At 66.2% G+C, this 16,206-nt stretch carries 19 protein-coding genes; 11 read left to right on the top strand and 8 right to left on the bottom strand.

Going from position 1 to position 16,206, the window contains the following annotated elements; translation table 11 throughout:
* The first annotated feature begins 3 nt into the window (after window positions 1–3).
* Window positions 4–630, top strand: a complete 627-nt coding sequence (locus ACXAJT_RS07635) for an FMN-binding negative transcriptional regulator (protein ID WP_475234336.1) — start codon at window positions 4–6, stop codon at window positions 628–630.
* Between the two features lie 39 nt (window positions 631–669).
* On the top strand, window positions 670–1,362 hold the full coding sequence (locus tag ACXAJT_RS07630) for a CDP-alcohol phosphatidyltransferase family protein (RefSeq protein WP_475234335.1): 693 nt from the start codon (window positions 670–672) through the stop codon (window positions 1,360–1,362).
* 97 nt (window positions 1,363–1,459) lie between these two features.
* Here ACXAJT_RS07630 and ACXAJT_RS07625 read toward each other — a convergent pair whose 3' ends face one another.
* Entirely contained in the window at window positions 1,460–2,269 is an 810-nt protein-coding gene (locus ACXAJT_RS07625) for an ABC transporter permease (RefSeq protein WP_475234334.1), read from the bottom strand.
* A gap of 123 nt (window positions 2,270–2,392) precedes the next feature.
* On the opposite strand from ACXAJT_RS07625, the gene ACXAJT_RS07620 reads away from it, so the two are divergent.
* The 5 genes from ACXAJT_RS07620 to ACXAJT_RS07600 all read left to right on the top strand — a co-directional run bounded on the left by ACXAJT_RS07620 (window position 2,393) and on the right by ACXAJT_RS07600 (window position 8,098).
* Window positions 2,393–3,004: a GcrA family cell cycle regulator gene (locus tag ACXAJT_RS07620; protein ID WP_475234333.1), complete on the top strand. Its 612-nt coding sequence runs from the start codon at window positions 2,393–2,395 to the stop codon at window positions 3,002–3,004.
* A gap of 169 nt (window positions 3,005–3,173) precedes the next feature.
* Entirely contained in the window at window positions 3,174–4,955 is a 1,782-nt protein-coding gene (locus tag ACXAJT_RS07615; RefSeq protein WP_475234332.1) for an SLC13 family permease, read from the top strand.
* A 204-nt stretch (window positions 4,956–5,159) separates the two neighbouring features.
* Window positions 5,160–6,524, top strand: coding sequence for a 30S ribosomal protein S12 methylthiotransferase RimO (gene rimO, locus ACXAJT_RS07610; RefSeq protein ID WP_475234331.1), 1,365 nt, complete (start codon window positions 5,160–5,162; stop codon window positions 6,522–6,524).
* Window positions 6,525–6,553: 29 nt separating this feature from the next.
* Entirely contained in the window at window positions 6,554–7,423 is an 870-nt protein-coding gene (locus ACXAJT_RS07605; protein ID WP_475234330.1) for a hypothetical protein, read from the top strand.
* An 81-nt stretch (window positions 7,424–7,504) separates the two neighbouring features.
* The gene (locus ACXAJT_RS07600) at window positions 7,505–8,098 is read left to right on the top strand and encodes a thymidine kinase (RefSeq protein ID WP_475234329.1); all 594 of its coding nucleotides are present in this window, start codon (window positions 7,505–7,507) and stop codon (window positions 8,096–8,098) included.
* A gap of 71 nt (window positions 8,099–8,169) precedes the next feature.
* Here ACXAJT_RS07600 and ACXAJT_RS07595 read toward each other — a convergent pair whose 3' ends face one another.
* From ACXAJT_RS07595 to ACXAJT_RS07580, 4 genes are all read right to left on the bottom strand, one after another.
* Window positions 8,170–9,123: a 2-hydroxyacid dehydrogenase gene (locus tag ACXAJT_RS07595; protein ID WP_475234328.1), complete on the bottom strand. Its 954-nt coding sequence runs from the start codon at window positions 9,121–9,123 to the stop codon at window positions 8,170–8,172.
* A complete protein-coding gene (locus tag ACXAJT_RS07590; protein WP_475234327.1) occupies window positions 9,120–9,458 on the bottom strand; it encodes a tRNA-binding protein in 339 nt (112 codons plus the stop codon). The genes ACXAJT_RS07595 and ACXAJT_RS07590 overlap by 4 nt, the downstream gene beginning before the upstream one ends.
* Entirely contained in the window at window positions 9,451–10,266 is an 816-nt protein-coding gene (proC, locus tag ACXAJT_RS07585; RefSeq protein WP_475234326.1) for a pyrroline-5-carboxylate reductase, read from the bottom strand. The genes ACXAJT_RS07590 and proC overlap by 8 nt, the downstream gene beginning before the upstream one ends.
* A gap of 202 nt (window positions 10,267–10,468) precedes the next feature.
* Complete coding sequence (locus ACXAJT_RS07580) at window positions 10,469–10,693, bottom strand: YdcH family protein (protein ID WP_475234325.1); 225 nt, start codon at window positions 10,691–10,693, stop codon at window positions 10,469–10,471.
* A 170-nt stretch (window positions 10,694–10,863) separates the two neighbouring features.
* Between ACXAJT_RS07580 and ACXAJT_RS07575 the strand changes: the two genes are divergently transcribed.
* From ACXAJT_RS07575 to ACXAJT_RS07565, 3 genes are read left to right on the top strand one after another with little or no spacing between them, the layout of a single operon-like run.
* Window positions 10,864–11,274 carry an Hsp20 family protein gene (locus ACXAJT_RS07575; protein WP_066104369.1) on the top strand — a complete coding sequence of 137 codons (411 nt, stop codon included), beginning with the start codon at window positions 10,864–10,866 and terminating at the stop codon, window positions 11,272–11,274.
* 3 nt (window positions 11,275–11,277) lie between these two features.
* Window positions 11,278–11,505: a DUF1150 family protein gene (locus ACXAJT_RS07570; protein ID WP_475234324.1), complete on the top strand. Its 228-nt coding sequence runs from the start codon at window positions 11,278–11,280 to the stop codon at window positions 11,503–11,505.
* A 26-nt stretch (window positions 11,506–11,531) separates the two neighbouring features.
* On the top strand, window positions 11,532–12,413 hold the full coding sequence (locus tag ACXAJT_RS07565; RefSeq protein WP_475234323.1) for a PhzF family phenazine biosynthesis protein: 882 nt from the start codon (window positions 11,532–11,534) through the stop codon (window positions 12,411–12,413).
* A gap of 9 nt (window positions 12,414–12,422) precedes the next feature.
* Here ACXAJT_RS07565 and ACXAJT_RS07560 read toward each other — a convergent pair whose 3' ends face one another.
* Window positions 12,423–13,349 carry an autotransporter domain-containing protein gene (locus ACXAJT_RS07560; protein WP_475234322.1) on the bottom strand — a complete coding sequence of 309 codons (927 nt, stop codon included), beginning with the start codon at window positions 13,347–13,349 and terminating at the stop codon, window positions 12,423–12,425.
* 326 nt (window positions 13,350–13,675) lie between these two features.
* Window positions 13,676–14,680 (bottom strand): thioredoxin-disulfide reductase, encoded by a 1,005-nt coding sequence (gene trxB / locus ACXAJT_RS07555; protein WP_475234321.1) that lies wholly within the window; start codon window positions 14,678–14,680, stop codon window positions 13,676–13,678.
* 192 nt (window positions 14,681–14,872) lie between these two features.
* Here trxB and ACXAJT_RS07550 point away from each other — a divergent pair, with 192 nt between their 5' ends.
* Entirely contained in the window at window positions 14,873–15,373 is a 501-nt protein-coding gene (locus ACXAJT_RS07550) for an Lrp/AsnC family transcriptional regulator (protein ID WP_475234320.1), read from the top strand.
* Window positions 15,374–15,394: 21 nt separating this feature from the next.
* Here ACXAJT_RS07550 and ACXAJT_RS07545 read toward each other — a convergent pair whose 3' ends face one another.
* On the bottom strand, window positions 15,395–16,075 hold the full coding sequence (locus ACXAJT_RS07545; protein WP_475234319.1) for a Hint domain-containing protein: 681 nt from the start codon (window positions 16,073–16,075) through the stop codon (window positions 15,395–15,397).
* Window positions 16,076–16,206 lie beyond the last annotated feature (131 nt).

The raw sequence follows: 16,206 nt of genomic DNA, 5'->3' as shown, positions 1-16,206 counted from the left end.
ACCATGCATCCGAACCCAACCTTCCGCCGGACCGAGCTTGCCCGCAGCCTCGATCTGGTGCGCGCCCGCGCGTTCGGCACGCTGGCGGTCAGCGCCGAGGGCGCGCCGCTACTGTCGCATGTGCCGTTCCTGCTGTCGGACGATGCCGATCACGCCGATCTGCACCTCGTGCGCTCCAATCCGATCTGCCGCGCCGTGCGCGCCGGGGTACCAGCCCGGCTCGTGGTGACTGGCCCCGACGGCTATATCTCGCCCGACTGGTACGGCGATCCGGGCCAAGTGCCGACGTGGAACTACGTCGCCGTGCATCTGACCGGCACGCTTGAGCCACTGCCGCCCGAGCAGATCGATCCGCTGCTGGCCGAGCAGAGCGCCGCCTTCGAGGCCCGGCTTGCGCCCAAGACACCTTGGACCATGGACAAGATGGACCCGGACGCGCGCAGCAAGCTGCAGCGCATGATCCTGCCCTTCCGCCTGCACATCGACGAGATCGACAGCACTTGGAAGCTTTCGCAGAACAAACCAGCCGAGATGCGCGAGGCTGCCGCCGTGCGGCTGCAGGAGGGCTTCGGGGCGGATCTGGGCGCGCTGGCCACGCTGATGAAGGATCCTCCGCCAGACAAGGCGTGATGATTGCGCACTGGCCGCATTTCCGCCAAGACGGGCGGCATGACACTCCAAACCCGTGCCCTCATCGTCCATCTGCTCACCGCCACCGGCGCGGTTTTCGCCATGCTGGCCATGCTGGCCGCCGCGCAGGAGGACTGGTCGATCATGTTCCTGTGGCTGGTGGTGGCCTTCGCCGTGGATGGCGTCGACGGCCCGCTTGCGCGCAAATATGACGTCAAACACAACTCGCCCCGTTTCGACGGGGTGCTGCTCGACCTGATCATCGACTATCTCACCTACGTCTTCATCCCTGCCTTCGCCCTCTTCAATTCGGGCCTGTTGCCGGGCTGGACGGGATGGTTCGCGATCATCGTCATCACCTTCGCCTCGGCGATGTATTTCTGCGACTGCCGGATGAAGACCACCGACAATTCGTTTCAGGGCTTTCCGGGCTGCTGGAACATGCTGGTGCTGGTGCTCTTCGCCCTGAAACCCGACTTCTGGGTGATCCTCGCGCTGGTGGCCTTGCTGTCGGTGGCGATGTTCCTGCCGCTGAAATTCATCCACCCGGTGCGTACTGCGCGCTGGCGCCCCTTCTCGCTGCCCATGGCGCTGGTCTGGACCGGCTGCGCCGGCTGGGCCGCATGGACCAATTTCCACGCCGGAAGCTGGGCGCACTGGGGGCTGGTGATCACCTCGGTCTACCTGATCTTCGCCGGCATCGCGCAGCAGGTGATTCCCCAGCGCCGCTGAGCCCGACCACATCATCAGGCAGGTCTCCCAACCCAACAAAAAACGCCGGCCCGTCCGTACGGGCCGGCGTTTTGCTTTGCTAGGTCGGACCCCGAGGTCAGGCCTTGAGCCGCCATCCGGTGCGGAACAGCGACCACGCCCCCAGCGAGACCAGCAACGTCGCCACCACAGAGACCACCGCGCCAAGCGCCGGGTTCGCATCCGACACGCCAAGCACCCCGTAACGGGCACCATCGATCAGATAGAACACCGGGTTGAAGAAGGTGATTTCATACAGCAGGGGCGGCAGCGCCTCGCGCGAATAGAAGGTGCCCGACAGAAACGCGAGCGGCGTCACGATGAAGTTGGTGATCGCCGCCATCTGGTCGAACTTGTTGGCGAAAAGCCCTGCCAGAATGCCCACCGACGACAGGAACGCCCCGCCCAGCAGCACAAAGCCAAGCACCACCAGCGGATGCGCCGGCACCAGCCCCGTGGTCAACCACAGCCCAAGCAGGATGGCGCAGGCCACGACCAGTCCGCGCGCGATCCCTCCGCACAGGTAGCCGATCACCAGTTCGAACGGCGCCAGAGGGGGCATCAGCGTATCGACGATATTGCCTTGCACCTTCGAGATCACGATCGACGAGGAGGTGTTGGCAAAGGCGTTCTGGATCACTGTCATCATCAGGATCCCCGGCGCGATGAAATCGGTGAAGGGCACGCCCAGCACCTCGCCGCGCGTCGGACCTATCGCAATGGTGAAGATCACCAGAAACAGACCCGCGGTCACCAGCGGCGCCAGCAGCGTCTGCGTCCAAACCGCGAGAAAACGCTGGGTTTCCCGCCGGCACAGGGTGGCGAGCCCCAACCAGTTCACCGCGCCGAAACGCCGTGCACCGGGTTCAAAGCGAGCTTGGCTGTCCATGAGGTCTCCTTTCCGTTTGGGTCCGGCTTGTAACTCGCCATACGATGACTACAATAGGGCCCCTGATGGAATTTTCAGGCGGCCCTCGATCACGGGCCGCTTTTTCGCAAGCAAGGATCGGACATGTCCTGGACGGATGAGCGCGTCGAGCTTCTCAAGAAGATGTGGGCCGAAGGACAGTCGGCCAGTCAGATCGCCAAGGAACTTGGCGGCGTCACCCGCAATGCGGTGATCGGCAAGGTTCACCGGCTGGGCCTCTCGAACCGCACCGCCCCTGCTGGCGGCACGGCGGCCCCCGCTGCGCCCGCGGCCCCGGCCAAGGAAGCCAAGCCGGCGGCGAAAGAGGCCAAGGCCAAACCGGCACCCAAACCCGAGCCTGCGGCAACGGCAGAGCCCGCTGCGCGCGAAGCGGCCCCGGTGCCCGAAACCCGCCCGGCCCCGGTCGGCCCGTCGCGCAAGCCGATCGTGCCCGCGGGTCAGCCGCTGCCGCCGCAGCCCTCGGCAAACGAGATCAGCCCCGAGGCGCTGGCCAAGGTCAGCGAGGTCGAGAAGAAGGCCAAGAAGCTGTCGCTGATGGATCTCACCGAGCGCACCTGCAAATGGCCCGTCGGCGACCCGGCGACCGAAGATTTCTGGTTCTGCGGGCTGCCCGTGCAGCAGGGCAAGCCGTACTGCGAGGCGCATGTGGGCGTGGCGTTCCAGCCGATGTCCTCGCGCCGCGACCGCCGCCGCTGAGCCGCGCCGCAGCCCTGTACTTTGAGCCGCCCGCGCCCCATGGCGCGGGCGGCTTTTCGTTTCGGCGCCGCAGCCTTTCCAGAGCGCGGCAAATTCTGCAAACCCGGCAGGGGGTTGCGCAACCAAGCCGCGACCTGCAGCGTTATCCCCGACCAACGGGTGACAACCTATGACCGAACTACAGACCCTGATTGAGGACCACGCCGCGCTGCTGTCGCTGGCGCTGATCCTCGGCCTCTTCGCTCTGTTCATGCTCGAACTCTACCCGCCCGAGGTGCCCGCCGCCGGCCTTGCGGCGCTGTTTGTCGCACTGGGCTTCGTCTCCACCGACGAGCTGCTCTCGGTCTTCTCCAATCCCGCGCCCCTGACCATCGGTGCGATGTTCGTGCTGTCGGGCGCGCTGGTGCGCACGGGGGTGCTCGAAGCGATCTCCAACATGGTGATCAGCCAAGCGCAGGAAAAGCCCGCGCTGGCGCTGGCGGTGATCCTCGGGGTGACGCTGGTGGCCTCGGGGTTCGTCAACAACACGCCCGTGGTGCTGGTGCTGATCCCGGTGGTGATCCGTCTTGCCGCGGCGCTCGGCAAGGCCCCCACCCGCCTGCTGATCCCGCTGAGCTACGTGGCGATCCTCGGCGGCACCTGCACCTTGATCGGCACGTCGACCAACCTTCTCGTCGATGGCGTCGCGCGCGGCCAGGGGCTGGACGCCTTTGGCATCTTCGAGATCACCCCGATCGGCCTGATGGTGGCGCTGGCTGGCGGCGGCACATTGGCGCTGCTCGGACCGTGGCTGCTGCCCGACCGTCAGGCCAGCGATCCCGACCAGATGCTTGGCGAGACCACTTTTCTGTCGGAGGCCGTGCTGGCCGATGACAGCCATGATGGCAGCCCGCTGGCCGAGATCGGCCCCTTCAAGCGGGGCGGCGTCAAGGTCATTGGCCTGCGCCGCAAAGGGCGGCCCCTGCCAGCGCCGCTTGACGAACAGGTGCTGGAAAAGGGCGACACGGTGATCTTCCGCGCCCCCACGTCGGAATTGCTGACCCTGCACGACGATCCGGCGCTGAAGATCGGGCTGCGCCGCGGCGAGCCGCCCGAGGGCGAACTGGTGACGGTGGAGGTGGTGGTGTCGCCGCGCAAATCCAGCCTCGGCCGCAGCCTTGGCAGCATGTCGCTGGGCCGCCGCTTTGGCGTGCGGGTGCTGGGCGCGCACCGGCACGAACACAACGCCGGCCCCGACCTCGGCTCGGTGCGCCTGCGCCCGGCGGACAAGCTGCTGCTCGAAGGGCCAGCGACCGCGTTCCAGACCCTCGAGGACGAGGCGCAGCTGGTCTCGGTCAGCCGCCCCACCGGGCGCGCCTTCCGGCGTGGCCGCGCGCCGCTGGTGCTGGCGGCACTGGCCGCGGTGGTGCTGCTCGCGGCCTTCGGCGTGATGGAAATCGCCACCCTCTCGATCCTCGCGGTCTCGGCCATCCTCATGCTGCGCTGCATCGATGCCGACGAGGCATGGGGCGCGGTGGACGGCGCCATCCTGATGCTGATCTTCGCCATGCTGGTCGTGGGGCTGGGACTGCAGAACACCGGCGCGGTTGATCTGCTGGTCAGCTGGCTGTCGCCGCCGATCTCGGGGCTGCCCCCCTTCTTCGCGCTGCTCTCAATCTATCTCCTGGCCTCGCTGCTCACGGAAACCGTGACCAACAACGCCGTTGCGGTGGTCTTCACACCGATCGCCATCGGCCTTGCCGACAGCACCGGGCTCGACCCGCGCGCGCTGACAGCAGCGGTGATGTTCGGCGCCTCGGCTAGCTTCGCGACGCCGATCGGCTACCAGACCAACACGCTGGTCTATGGCGCCGGCAACTACCGATTCTCCGACTTCCTGAAGATCGGGCTGGCGATGAACTTCGTGGCGGCGCTGGCCGCCTGCGGTGGGATCCTGTTGCTCTACGGCTGAACCGGTGCCGCAAGGGGGCGCTGCCCCCTCGGCGCTGACGCGCCTCACCCCCCTTGCGTATTTGAAAAGAGAAGAAGAACCGGCCCTACCTATAGGCTTCTTCTCTTTTCAAATACGCGCGGCAGGGCGGTTCGGCACGCGATGGGCAGAGAATGCAGCGCGCCGGTGCCAAGCGCCCTTTTCCGGACGCGAGAGAGGGCGTATATGCCGCGCATGCAGAATCCGCCCGATCTTCGCCCCGACCTTGCCCGCGCCCGCGTCACGGAAACCCGCCGCGACGGCCAGCCGACCATCGGCATGGTCTCGCTTGGCTGCCCCAAGGCGCTGGTCGACAGCGAGCGCATCCTCACCCGGCTGCGCGCCGAAGGCTACGGCATCTCGCCAGATTATTCGGGCGCGGACGCGGTGATCGTCAACACCTGCGGCTTTCTCGACAGCGCCAAGGCCGAAAGCCTCGAGGCGATCGGTGAGGCGCTGAAGGAAAACGGCCGGGTGATCGTCACCGGCTGTCTCGGCGCCGAGCCCGAGTATATCACCGGCACCCACCCCAAGGTTCTGGCAGTCACCGGCCCGCACCAGTACGAGCAGGTGCTCGACGCGGTGCATGGTGCCGTGCCGCCCTCCCCCGATCCTTTCGTCGACCTGCTGCCGGGCTCGAGCGTCAAGCTCACGCCGCGGCACTACAGCTATCTGAAGATCTCGGAAGGCTGTAACCACAAGTGCAAGTTCTGCATCATCCCCGACATGCGCGGGCTGCTGACCTCGCGGCCGCAGCGCGCCGTCGTGCGCGAGGCCGAGAAACTGGTCGAGGCGGGGGTGAAAGAGCTGCTGGTGATCAGCCAGGACACCTCGGCCTATGGCACCGACTGGAAGGACCGGGACGAGAAATTCCCGATCCTGTCCTTGGCACGCGAACTGGGCCAGCTCGGCGCCTGGGTGCGGATGCATTATGTCTACCCCTACCCGCATGTGCGCGAGCTCATTCCGGCGATGGCCGAGGGGCTGGTGCTGCCCTATCTCGACATCCCGTTCCAGCACGCCCACCCCGAGACCCTGAAGCGCATGGCGCGCCCCGCCGCCGCCGCGCGCACGCTCGACGAGATCGCCGCCTGGCGTTCGGACTGCCCGGACATCACCCTGCGCTCGACCTTCATCGTCGGCTACCCCGGCGAGACCGAGGACGAGTTCCAGACCCTGCTCGACTGGATGGACGAGGCGCAGCTCGACCGGGTCGGCTGCTTCAAATACGAGAACGTCGAGGGCGCGCGCTCGAACGCGCTGCCGGATCATGTGCCCGAAGAGGTCAAGCAGGACCGCTGGGAGCGCTTCATGGAGAAGGCGCAGGCGATCTCGGAGGCCAAGCTCGAAGCCAAGGTCGGCCAGACACTGCAGGTGCTGGTGGACGAGGTCGACGCGGACGCCGCCACCTGCCGCACCAAGGCCGACGCGCCGGAGATTGACGGCAACCTCTTCATCGATGAAGGCTTCGAGCACCTCAAGCCCGGCGACATGGTCACCGTCGAAGTCGACGAAGCCGGAGAATATGACCTCTGGGGCCGCATGGTCTGAAACCACCGCAAGCATTCCGAGGCACAGGTGTGAGCAAAGCCAGCAAAAGCTACCGGGAGATGACCGCCGACCAATGCCTGCAGGCCTTGGCCGCCATGCCGCACAGGCAACGCCAGAAAGAGGCGCGCGTCCTGCTCTACAAGAAGGCCCGCCGCCCCGATGACATTGGCGAGCAATTCGATCTGCTCGACGGGCTGACCCGCGACAGTACGCTCACCGACTTCGACCGACTGTTCGCCATGGTCGCCGGCGGCCACAAGCTGTCCGAGCAGGCCTCGCCGCGATCGGCGGACTGGCTCGACCGGATGCTGACCGCGCTGGAAGAGGTCCGCGCCACACCGCTCGGATACGGGCTGCGCCGCGACCGCACGCATCTGGTGTTCTCGGCGCTCAACGTGATGCTGAACCTCGATCTAGCCACCGGCGCGCGACACGGCGCGCAACTGGCGCAGATCGCCTTCGACGAGATCGCCGGGCTGAACCCGCGGCGGATGACGCCCTATTTGTTCAACACGGTGTGCAACGTCGTGAAGGTGGTGGGCCTGTCGATTCTACACGATCCCGAGGCCGCGCCGCTTCAGGCCGCGCGCTGCGAAAAGCTCGCCTCCTACGCCATCGAGATCAACAACAACGAACACTGGTGGGTCTTCTCGCGGCTGCGGGCACCCCGCACCGTGGATGACCTCAAGCTGCGCGCGGCGTTCAGATCTTTCCGCAACACGATGGACCGGCTGCGGGCCATCGAAAACGCGGCCACGTCCGACCCCGGGGCCCGGCGCGCGGTGCTGATGCGCGTTGCCGAGCTGTGCGTCGGCCAGAAAACGCCAGCGCAACGTGCCGCCAATATGACCGGAGCGGCAGAGCTGCTGGATCGAACGCGGGCCGAACCCGAGGCCTGACAGCGATAGCGCGGCCACAGCGTCGCCCCACCCGCGCGGTCAGCCTTGCGCTGCGCGCTAGGCTGCGGCAGGACAGCGACCATGGCCAAGCTGCATTTTCACTATTCGACCATGAACGCCGGTAAATCGACCCTGCTGCTGCAGGCGGCGCACAACTATCGCGAACGCGGCATGGAGGTGTTCCTGCTGACCGCGCGGCTCGACACCCGCGCCGGGCTGGGCCGCATCGGCTCGCGCATCGGGCTGGGTCAGGAGGCCGAAACCTTCGGCGCCGAAGACGATCTTTTCGCGATGGTCTGCGCCGCGCGCGAGGCCACGCCACTCGCGTGTGTCTTCATCGACGAGGCGCAGTTCCTGACCGAAGCACAGGTCTGGCAACTGGCGCGGATCGTCGACGATTTGAAGCTGCCGGTCATGGCCTATGGCTTGCGGGTCGATTTCCGCGGCAAGCTGTTCCCCGGCTCTGCGGCGCTGCTGGCGCTGGCCGACACGCTGCGCGAGGTGCGCACCATCTGCCATTGCGGGCGCAAGGCGACGATGGTGGTGCGACAGGACGGCGACGGCAACGTGCTGACCGACGGGGCGCAGGTGCAGATCGGTGGCAATGAATCCTACGTCTCGCTGTGCCGCAAGCACTGGCGCGAGGCGATGGGGGATTGCGCGGCACAGGGCTGACCCCGCCCCCCCGCGAGCCCCAGCCCCAGAAGCGGACCTCCGCGCGCGCCAAACGCCCGCGGAGGCAGTGTTCAGACCGGGTTCGGCACCGCCTCACCAGCAAAGAAGGCGCGCAGGTTGTCCAGCGCCATACGCCCCATCTCCTCGCGCACTTCCAGCGCGGCCGTGCCGAGATGCGGCAGCAGAACCGCGTTGTCGAGCTGGCGCAGCGCCTCGGGCACATCGGGTTCATGCTCGTAGACATCGAGCCCGGCACCGCCAATTTCGCCCGCCTGCAGCGCCGCGATCAGCGCCGCCTCATCGACCACGTCGCCGCGCGAGATGTTGATGAAATGCGCATGCGGCGGCATCGCCGCCAGCACGTCGGCATTCACCGTATGGTGCGTCGACGCGCCGCCCGGCAGAGCGGTGACGAGGATATCGACATTCGCCGCCAACTCCTCGGCGGTCTCGTAGCGCTGCGCCGGGTGGGCCAGCGACTTCTCGGAGCGGCTGACGTAGGCCACGGGCATGCCAAAGCCGAAATGGCAGCGCCGCGCGATCGCCTGCCCGATGCGCCCCATGCCAAGAATGCCCACCGTCTTGCCGGTCATATGCAGCCCCAGCATCTGCACGGGGTGCCAGCCCTGCCAGTTTCCCATGCGCACCATGCGCTCGCCTTCGGCAGCGCGGCGGCAGGACATCAGCATCAGCGTCATGGCGATATCGGCGGTGGCGTCGGTGACCGCGCCGGGCGTGTTGGTCACGGTGACCCCGGCATTGCGCGCCACCTCCACGTCGATATGATTGAAACCGACGCCGAAGTTCGCAAGGATTTTCGCGCGCGGCACCCCGGCGGCGGCAAAGACCTCGGCATCGTATTTGTCGCCGAGGGTCATCAGCACACCGTCATAGTCAGCCAGAGAGGCCAGCAGTTCTTCGCGGCTCATCGGATCGGGACGATCGCGATAGGTGACGTCAAAGCTCTCGCGCGCTTCAGCGACAACGCGCTCCGGCAGGTTCCGGGCGATCAGGATCTTGGTCAATGCAGGCGTCCTCCCAGCGGTACACTCTTGTCAGGGGTGGCAAGCACGACCGCGCCCGCCTCGTCGGAGAAACCTAGAACGAGAACTTCCGACATGAAGGGGCCGATCTGCCGCGGCGGGAAATTCACCACCGCCATCACCTGTTTGCCGATCAGATCCTCGGGGGCATAATGCACGGTGATCTGCGCCGAGCTTTTCTTCTCGCCGATCTCCGGGCCGAAATCGATCCACAGTTTGATGGCGGGCTTTCGCGCCTCGGGAAAGGGCTCTGCGCGGGTCACCTTGCCCGCGCGGATATCGACCTTGAGAAAGTCGTCAAAGCTGATCTCAGCCATTGGCCAGCGCTTCCGAGCGCCGCACCGCCGCGCCCACCGTGGCGCGGATCAGCGGCGGCAGCCCTTTGTCCTCGTCCATCAGTACCTCGAGCCCCGCCTGCGTCGTGCCGTTGGGCGAGGTGACGTTCTTGCGCAGCTGCGCCGGCTCGTCCTCTGCCTGCATCGCCAGTGCACCCGCGCCAGCCACCGTGGCCTTGGCCAGCTGCATGGCCAGCTCGGGCGCCAGCCCTTCGGCCTCGCCCGCCTTGGCCAGACATTCGATCATGTGGAAGACATAGGCCGGCCCCGAGCCGCTGACCCCGGTCACCGCATCCATCTGGCCCTCGCCTTCAAGGCGCACGACCTCGCCAACCGCCGAGAGTAGCTCCTCGGCCATGGCCATATGCGCCTCGCTGGCTTTGCCGTTGCCGGCAAGCGCGGTGATCCCCTGCCCCACGGCGGCGGGTGTGTTCGGCATGGCGCGGATCACCGGCGTTTTCTCGCCCAGCATCTGCTCGTAGGTCGCGATAGTGACACCGGCGGCCACCGACAGGAACACGGTGGGGCCATTGCCGAGCTTGGCCAGTACCGGCAGCGCATCGGCCATCATCTGCGGCTTCACCGCCACCAGCACAATCGCCGGGTCCGCAGGCAGATCCTCGTTGAGGTGCACGCCCTGCGCTTGCAGCCACTCAGAGGGGCGCGGGTCTTTGACCCAGACGGAGGCGGCGGGCAGTCCGCGCTTCAGCCAGCCTTCGAGCATCGCCGATCCCATCTTGCCACAGCCCAGCAGCACGAGCCCGCGCTGCGCTAGTTCACCGTCCGTCATCCGATCCTCCTGTCGACGTTCGCGCAAGTGATACGCGCCCCCCACCAAGGGTGCAACGGCAGCCACCCAAGCGGCCTTACGTCTTCGTCTAGATGAAAATATCCCGGGGGAGTCCGCAACGCGGACGGGGGCGGAGCCCCCGCAGACTGCAGCCCCCAGAAGCGCAAAGGCACGTCGTCCGCGCCCTGCGATCAACCGCGGCTCAGGCGATGATGTCGGGGGTCAGCCGGTCTTCGATCATCGCGATCTTGTCCTTGAGGAAGAGCTTCTTCTTCTTCAGGCGCTGCAGGGTCAGCTGGTCGGCGGTGCCGCGCTCCTGCAGGGCGCGGATCGCGTCGTCGAGATCGCGGTGCTCGTGGCGGAAGACTTCAAGCTCCACTCGCAGCACCTCTTCGGTCTTCATCGAGATGTCTTGCGGCGCGTTCATGGCTGTCCATCCTTGGAACTCACGGGAAGCATTACAATACCAAGACTTGCCGCGCCCGCAAAGCCCCCGCAAGACCCTTGCGCTGCCCGATCAGGCTTCCCATATTCTGTGATGTCGGGTTGCCGCTCAAGGGGCCCGGCAGACGGTCGCTTCCCTGTCAAGGACATGTCATGAGCAAACTGACCCTGGGTTCCTATCCGCATATGCTCGGCTTCGAGCAACTCGAGCGCCTGCTCGAGCGCACAGCCAAGTCGAGCGAAGGTTACCCTCCCTTCAACATCGAACAGACGTCGGATCACTCCTACCGGATCACCTTGGCCGTGGCCGGGTTTTCGGAGGCCGATCTCGCCATCACCGTCGAGGACCGCCAACTGGTGATCCGCGGACGGCAGCGCGACGACGGATCCGACCGGATCTTCCTGCATCGCGGCATCGCGGCGCGGCAGTTCCAGCGCAGCTTCGTGCTGGCCGATGGTGTCGAGGTGGGCGAGGCGGTCATGGAAAACGGTCTGCTGCACGTGGATCTGACCATGTCCCGTCCAGAGACGGTGGTGCAGACCATCAATATCAGAAAGGGTTGAGCCATGAACACGAAGTACGACTTCACCGAATTCGATGCCGACCGGATCGTCTATGTCCGCTCGGTTGAGGTGAGCGATCTGCCCGAGGATGTGCAGGAACAGGTCGGTGACACGACTCGCCTCTACGCGGTGCACCGCGCCGACGGCGAGCGTCTGGCGCTGGTCCGCGACCGCGGCATGGCCTTTGCGCTGGCGCGGCAGAACGATCTCGCTCCGGTCACGGTCCATTAAGTTGGCCACAAAGCTTGGATGAGCCATTGAGCACGCTGCCGCTGGACTGGGTCGACGCGTTTACCGATCGCCCGTTCGGCGGCAACGGCTGCGCCGTGCTGCATGGCGGTGCAGCGCTCGACGATGAGACCTGCAAGCGCGTGGTGCGCGAGACCTCGCTGGTCGAATGCACCTTCACCGGCCCCTCCGAGGTGGCCGACGTGCGGGTGCGCTACTTCCTCGCCAGCGGCGAGATTCCCTTTGCCGGACACCCCACCGTCGCCACCGTCGCGGCGCTGCTGCATCGCGGATTGGTCAGCGGCACACGGCTGACGCTGGAGACGCTGGCCGGGGTGATTCCCATCGAGATGGACCACTCCGTCGCCCCTCCCCGCATCGTGATGACACAGATCGCGCCCACTTTCGGCGCGAGCCCCGACAAGGCGCTGGTGGCCGACGCGGTCTCGCTGTCACCCGCTGACATTCTGGGACAGCCGCAGGTGGTCTCCACCGGGCTGCCCTTCTGCGTTACGGTGCTGAAGGATCGCGACGCTCTGGAGCGTGCGAGGCTGGACCCGGAGGCGCTCGCGCGGCTGGCGCAGGACACTGGCGGGCGCATGGATCTGGCCGAGCCTTTCCTCGTCACACTTGGTGGCGCGACAGACGCGGGCGACACCTTCTCGCGCCTGCTGCTTGCCCCGCCGAGCCCGCCCGAGGATCCGTTCACCGGATCCGCCACCGGCGCGATGGCGGCCTACCTTTGGTCCAAGGGGCTAATCGATGCCGCGCTGTTCACCGCCGAGCAAGGCCATGGCATGGGTCGTCCCGGTCAGGCGCAGGTCGAGGTTCTGGGGTCGCCCGACGCAATCAGTGGCGTGCGCGTGGCAGGTCAGGCGCATGTGCTGATCTCTGGCGAGATCCACCTTTGAACCGCCGCATCAAAACCGGATGTTGTAAGCGGTGCTAAGCACCAGCGGCTGCACCGGATCGAACACCTGCGTGCCATTTAGGTTGAGCGTGAAGCTGCGCTTTTTATGGGTCCAGCTCAGGCCGGTTCGCAGGCTCGGCGTCTCGGAGTCGCCGGAATTGCCGTCATCCACCCAAGCGCCATAGCTGTAACCCAGTTCGAAATAGGGGCGAAAATTGCGCTCTAGCCGCAAGGTCGCGCGGGTGCGCAGCGTCGCGGCAAGCTTGCCGACCTGCCAGCCCGACACGCTGCCAATCCCGCTGCTGGCTTGCCGCGACAGGGAGAGCCCCGCAGAGCCGGACAGATCGAGCATGCGCAGCTTATAGGCCCCGTTCGCGTTCAGCCCCGCCGCGGTGCGCCACGCGGCGCGCGGCGTGCTGTCGAGCCTGTAATCGGGCCGGGCCAGCGCCGCCCACGCCTTGAAGCCGAGATTGTCGTTCAGCTTTGTCTGCAGATACGGCGCGAAGCTGAGCGTGCGCGAGCGGATCTCGCGTCCGGTGTCCAGATCCGCGACACCGTAGCCGGTGGCAAAGCCAAGCCGTGTGCGCGCCCCCAGCGGCTTTTCAAAGCCAAGCAGCATGTCGAATTTCCGGCCTCGGGTTTCGCCGTGGTATTCACGCGCCTCGAAGGCCCACCACATGCGCGGCGCGGTACCGGTGCTGCTGGGTGTCGCAAGAAAAAACCCCTTGTCGGTCAGGCGCACCTGCCCATAGCCGCCCGCCGCGTGGCCCAGCACGCTGCTGAATGCCCCGACCGAGGCATCCAGAGTGGTCGCCACACCGCTGCGATAGGCCGACCGCAGCGCATCCTCGGCCCGCAGCGGCAGGGCCGACAGCAGGCTGAACAGCAGCAACAGCAGCAATGGCGCGATCGCGCGCAAGGGTCTTGCGGTCTTCATGGCGGTCTCCGGCGGCGGCGATCCGGGCGACATGGTTCCGGGTGTTGAAAGGGATCCGAACGCCTGTACTTGGCGTCTACTTGGCGTCGGGGCGAAGTCTTCGAGTCTGGTGGTGGGACTGCAGATAATCGGCCCGGCGCACCGCATCAAACCCCCTGCCGCGCCAAGCGCCTCAAATCTGTGAGAGAGACGCAGCGTTAGCCCACGGGCGCGGCGATGCAGCAGAAAAAGTACGCGCCACTGCAGGAGCGGGGGCATCTCGCAATGAAAAACGGCGCGGCGCCCTTCCGAGCACCGCGCCGCCTGTGTCTAAGCGACACGCCTGATCAGCTGGCGGATTCGACCGGCACGCCATGGCCCAGCGGCTCGCGGGTGTCCTTGCCGGCCTCGAGCCCCTGCTCGGCCAGCCAGCGCTCGGCTTCCAGCGCCGCCATGCAACCCATGCCCGCCGAGGTCACGGCCTGACGGTACTTGTGGTCGGTCAGGTCGCCCGCGGCAAAGACGCCGGGGATCGAAGTTTCGGTGGTGCCCGGCTTGGTCACCACATAGCCGCCCATGTGGGTTTCTAGCTGGTCCTTGACCAGTTCGGAGGCGGGCGCGTGGCCGATCGCCACAAAGACGCCCTTGGCCGGGATCTCGGTGATCTCGCCGGTGGTCACGTGCTTCACCTTCACACCCGTCACGCCCTTGGGCATGTCCTCGCCAACCACCTCTTCGAGCTGGTGATGCCACAGGGTTTCGACCTTTGGATGGGCGAACAGGCGCTCTTGCAGGATCTTCTCGGCGCGCAACGTGTCGCGGCGGTGCACCAGCGTGACCTTCGAGGCAAAGTTGGTGAGGAAAAGCGCCTCTTCCACGGCGGTGTTGCCGCCGCCGATCACCACGATCTCCTGCCCGCGATAGAAGAAGCCGTCACAGGTGGCGCAGGCCGAGACGCCAAAGCCCTTGAACTCTTCCTCGGTGGGCAGGCCCAGCCACTTGGCGCGGGCGCCAGTGGCGAGCACGACCGCGTCGGCGGTGTAGGTGGTGCCGCTGTCGCCATGCGCCACGAAGGGCCGCTTGTCGAGTTCGAGCTTGGCGATGATGTCGCCCTCGATCTCACAGCCCATGGCGCGCGCGTGCGCTTCCATTTTCACCATCAGCTCGGGGCCTTGAATCTCGGTCTCACCGGGCCAGTTCTCCACCTCGGTGGTGGTGGTCAGCTGGCCGCCGGGTTCGAGCCCCTGCACCAGCAGCGGCGACAGCATGGCGCGGGCCGCGTAAACGCCTGCGGTGTAGCCGGCCGGGCCGGAGCCGATGATCAGAAGCCGTGTGTGGCGGGTGTCGGACATGTCGTGCCTCTCGCGAGCTATGGCATTTGCTTTGCGAAGTGCATATAGCCACGCGCGGCGGCGACGCAAACCCCGCGCCGACCGCTTCCCCACCCGATTTCCGTCCCGTTAAGAATCTTTCAAGAATATGAAAGATTATTGCGCCGGCGATCTGGTTGATATAATATTCGCGAAAAGCTTCAAGGAAGACGCATGCCCGCCCACAGGCTCGATCCCATCGACAGGAAGATTCTGGCAGAACTGCAGGCCGACGGCCGCATGACCAATGTCGAACTTGCCCGCCGCGTAGGCATCTCTGCCCCGCCCTGCCTGCGCCGTGTGCGCACGCTTGAGGAGCAGGGCTTCATCAAGGGTTACCACGCCGAGGTTGATTCCCGCGAACTGGGCTTCGAAGTGCAGGTGTTCGCCAGCGTCGGGCTGCAAAGTCAGGCCGAGGCCGATCTGCGCGCCTTCGAAGAGCGCTGCCGCAACTGGCCGCTGGTGCGCGAGTGTCACATGCTCAATGGCGAGGTGGATTTCATCCTCAAGTGCGTGGCCCCCGATCTGTCGACCTTTCAGGCCTTCCTGACCGAAGATCTGCTGACCGCGCCGAACGTCGGTTCGGTGAAGACCTCGCTGGTCATTCGCTGCGCCAAGGATGAGCCGGGCGTGCCCTTCGATGTGCTCGAAGAACGCCTAAGCCGGACCGCCTGACGGCGGCCCGGTCGCGGGGCGTCACAGCGCGATCAGCTGATCCAGCGCCTCGCGCGTCGAGCGCATCATCGACAGCTCACCGAAGTCCTGCAGCCCGTCGATGTTTTCGAACATCGACAGGAACAGCGCGCGCATGCTGTCGCCGCCAAGCGCCGACAGCGCCGTGCCCGGGTGATAGGTTTCCATCTCGATACTGCCGACGCGGATCGTCGCGTGGCGCTGCACCATGACGTGGTAAAGCTGCACCGCGCCGCCGGGCGTGACCGGCACGATGCGGTCGAAGTCGGCCTCGTCGGCGACCGGCACCAGAACGCTGTCATTGCCCAGAAGGGCGCGCAATTTGGCGCGGCTCACCACCATGCGCGCCGCCGGACCCAGCAGCAGATCGCTGCCGGGGCGCCCCAGTCCAAAGGCTTCGGCGGTGATGCGGGTCAGCGAGTCGAGCTTGCTGTTCTCGCTGCGCACGCCGGGCACATAGGTGGTCGAACCGATCCAAGTCACCGCCTGCAGGCCGCGACTGGTTTCGATGGAATCACCGGGCAGCAGATCCTCGATGGCGATCGGGCCGCGCGAGGTCTGGATCAGCGTACCGCGCGCGAAGGCCGAGCAGGCCTCTTCGAACAGCGGCAGCGCCGGGGCGATCTGCTGTTTCATCGACAGCGACAGATCGGGCAGCAGTGCGGCGACCTCGTATTTGCGCATGAGAGAAGTTGCGCGCCGAGGTCGCCCACTCCGGAGAGAAACCGGATCCCGAGGAATTGCTTGCGAAAACGCATCGTCGCGGCCTCGTACCGCGTGATGAATACTGGTCATGTGAACATCCCTTGCGAGGC

The organism is Salipiger sp. ABF4_146 (assembly GCF_056161345.1).
The sequence above is the reverse complement of the archived record's forward strand: the minus strand, read 5'-3'. Positions and strand labels throughout refer to the sequence as shown.

Excerpts from the sequence above, each read along its gene's own strand:
- ACXAJT_RS07625 (WP_475234334.1), bottom strand. The coding sequence starts at position 2,269 with ATGGACAGCCAAGCTCGCTTTGAACCCGGTGCACGGCGTTTCGGCGCG.
- ACXAJT_RS07550 (WP_475234320.1), top strand. The coding sequence starts at position 14,873 with ATGCCCGCCCACAGGCTCGATCCCATCGACAGGAAGATTCTGGCAGAA.
- rimO (WP_475234331.1), top strand. The coding sequence starts at position 5,160 with ATGCCGCGCATGCAGAATCCGCCCGATCTTCGCCCCGACCTTGCCCGC.
- ACXAJT_RS07630 (WP_475234335.1), top strand. The coding sequence starts at position 670 with ATGACACTCCAAACCCGTGCCCTCATCGTCCATCTGCTCACCGCCACC.
- ACXAJT_RS07545 (WP_475234319.1), bottom strand. The coding sequence starts at position 16,075 with ATGCGCAAATACGAGGTCGCCGCACTGCTGCCCGATCTGTCGCTGTCG.
- ACXAJT_RS07590 (WP_475234327.1), bottom strand. The coding sequence starts at position 9,458 with ATGGCTGAGATCAGCTTTGACGACTTTCTCAAGGTCGATATCCGCGCG.
- ACXAJT_RS07560 (WP_475234322.1), bottom strand. The coding sequence starts at position 13,349 with ATGAAGACCGCAAGACCCTTGCGCGCGATCGCGCCATTGCTGCTGTTG.
- ACXAJT_RS07580 (WP_475234325.1), bottom strand. The coding sequence starts at position 10,693 with ATGAACGCGCCGCAAGACATCTCGATGAAGACCGAAGAGGTGCTGCGA.
- proC (WP_475234326.1), bottom strand. The coding sequence starts at position 10,266 with ATGACGGACGGTGAACTAGCGCAGCGCGGGCTCGTGCTGCTGGGCTGT.
- ACXAJT_RS07635 (WP_475234336.1), top strand. The coding sequence starts at position 4 with ATGCATCCGAACCCAACCTTCCGCCGGACCGAGCTTGCCCGCAGCCTC.
- ACXAJT_RS07615 (WP_475234332.1), top strand. The coding sequence starts at position 3,174 with ATGACCGAACTACAGACCCTGATTGAGGACCACGCCGCGCTGCTGTCG.
- ACXAJT_RS07570 (WP_475234324.1), top strand. The coding sequence starts at position 11,278 with ATGAACACGAAGTACGACTTCACCGAATTCGATGCCGACCGGATCGTC.
- ACXAJT_RS07600 (WP_475234329.1), top strand. The coding sequence starts at position 7,505 with ATGGCCAAGCTGCATTTTCACTATTCGACCATGAACGCCGGTAAATCG.
- trxB (WP_475234321.1), bottom strand. The coding sequence starts at position 14,680 with ATGTCCGACACCCGCCACACACGGCTTCTGATCATCGGCTCCGGCCCG.
- ACXAJT_RS07575 (WP_066104369.1), top strand. The coding sequence starts at position 10,864 with ATGAGCAAACTGACCCTGGGTTCCTATCCGCATATGCTCGGCTTCGAG.
- ACXAJT_RS07620 (WP_475234333.1), top strand. The coding sequence starts at position 2,393 with ATGTCCTGGACGGATGAGCGCGTCGAGCTTCTCAAGAAGATGTGGGCC.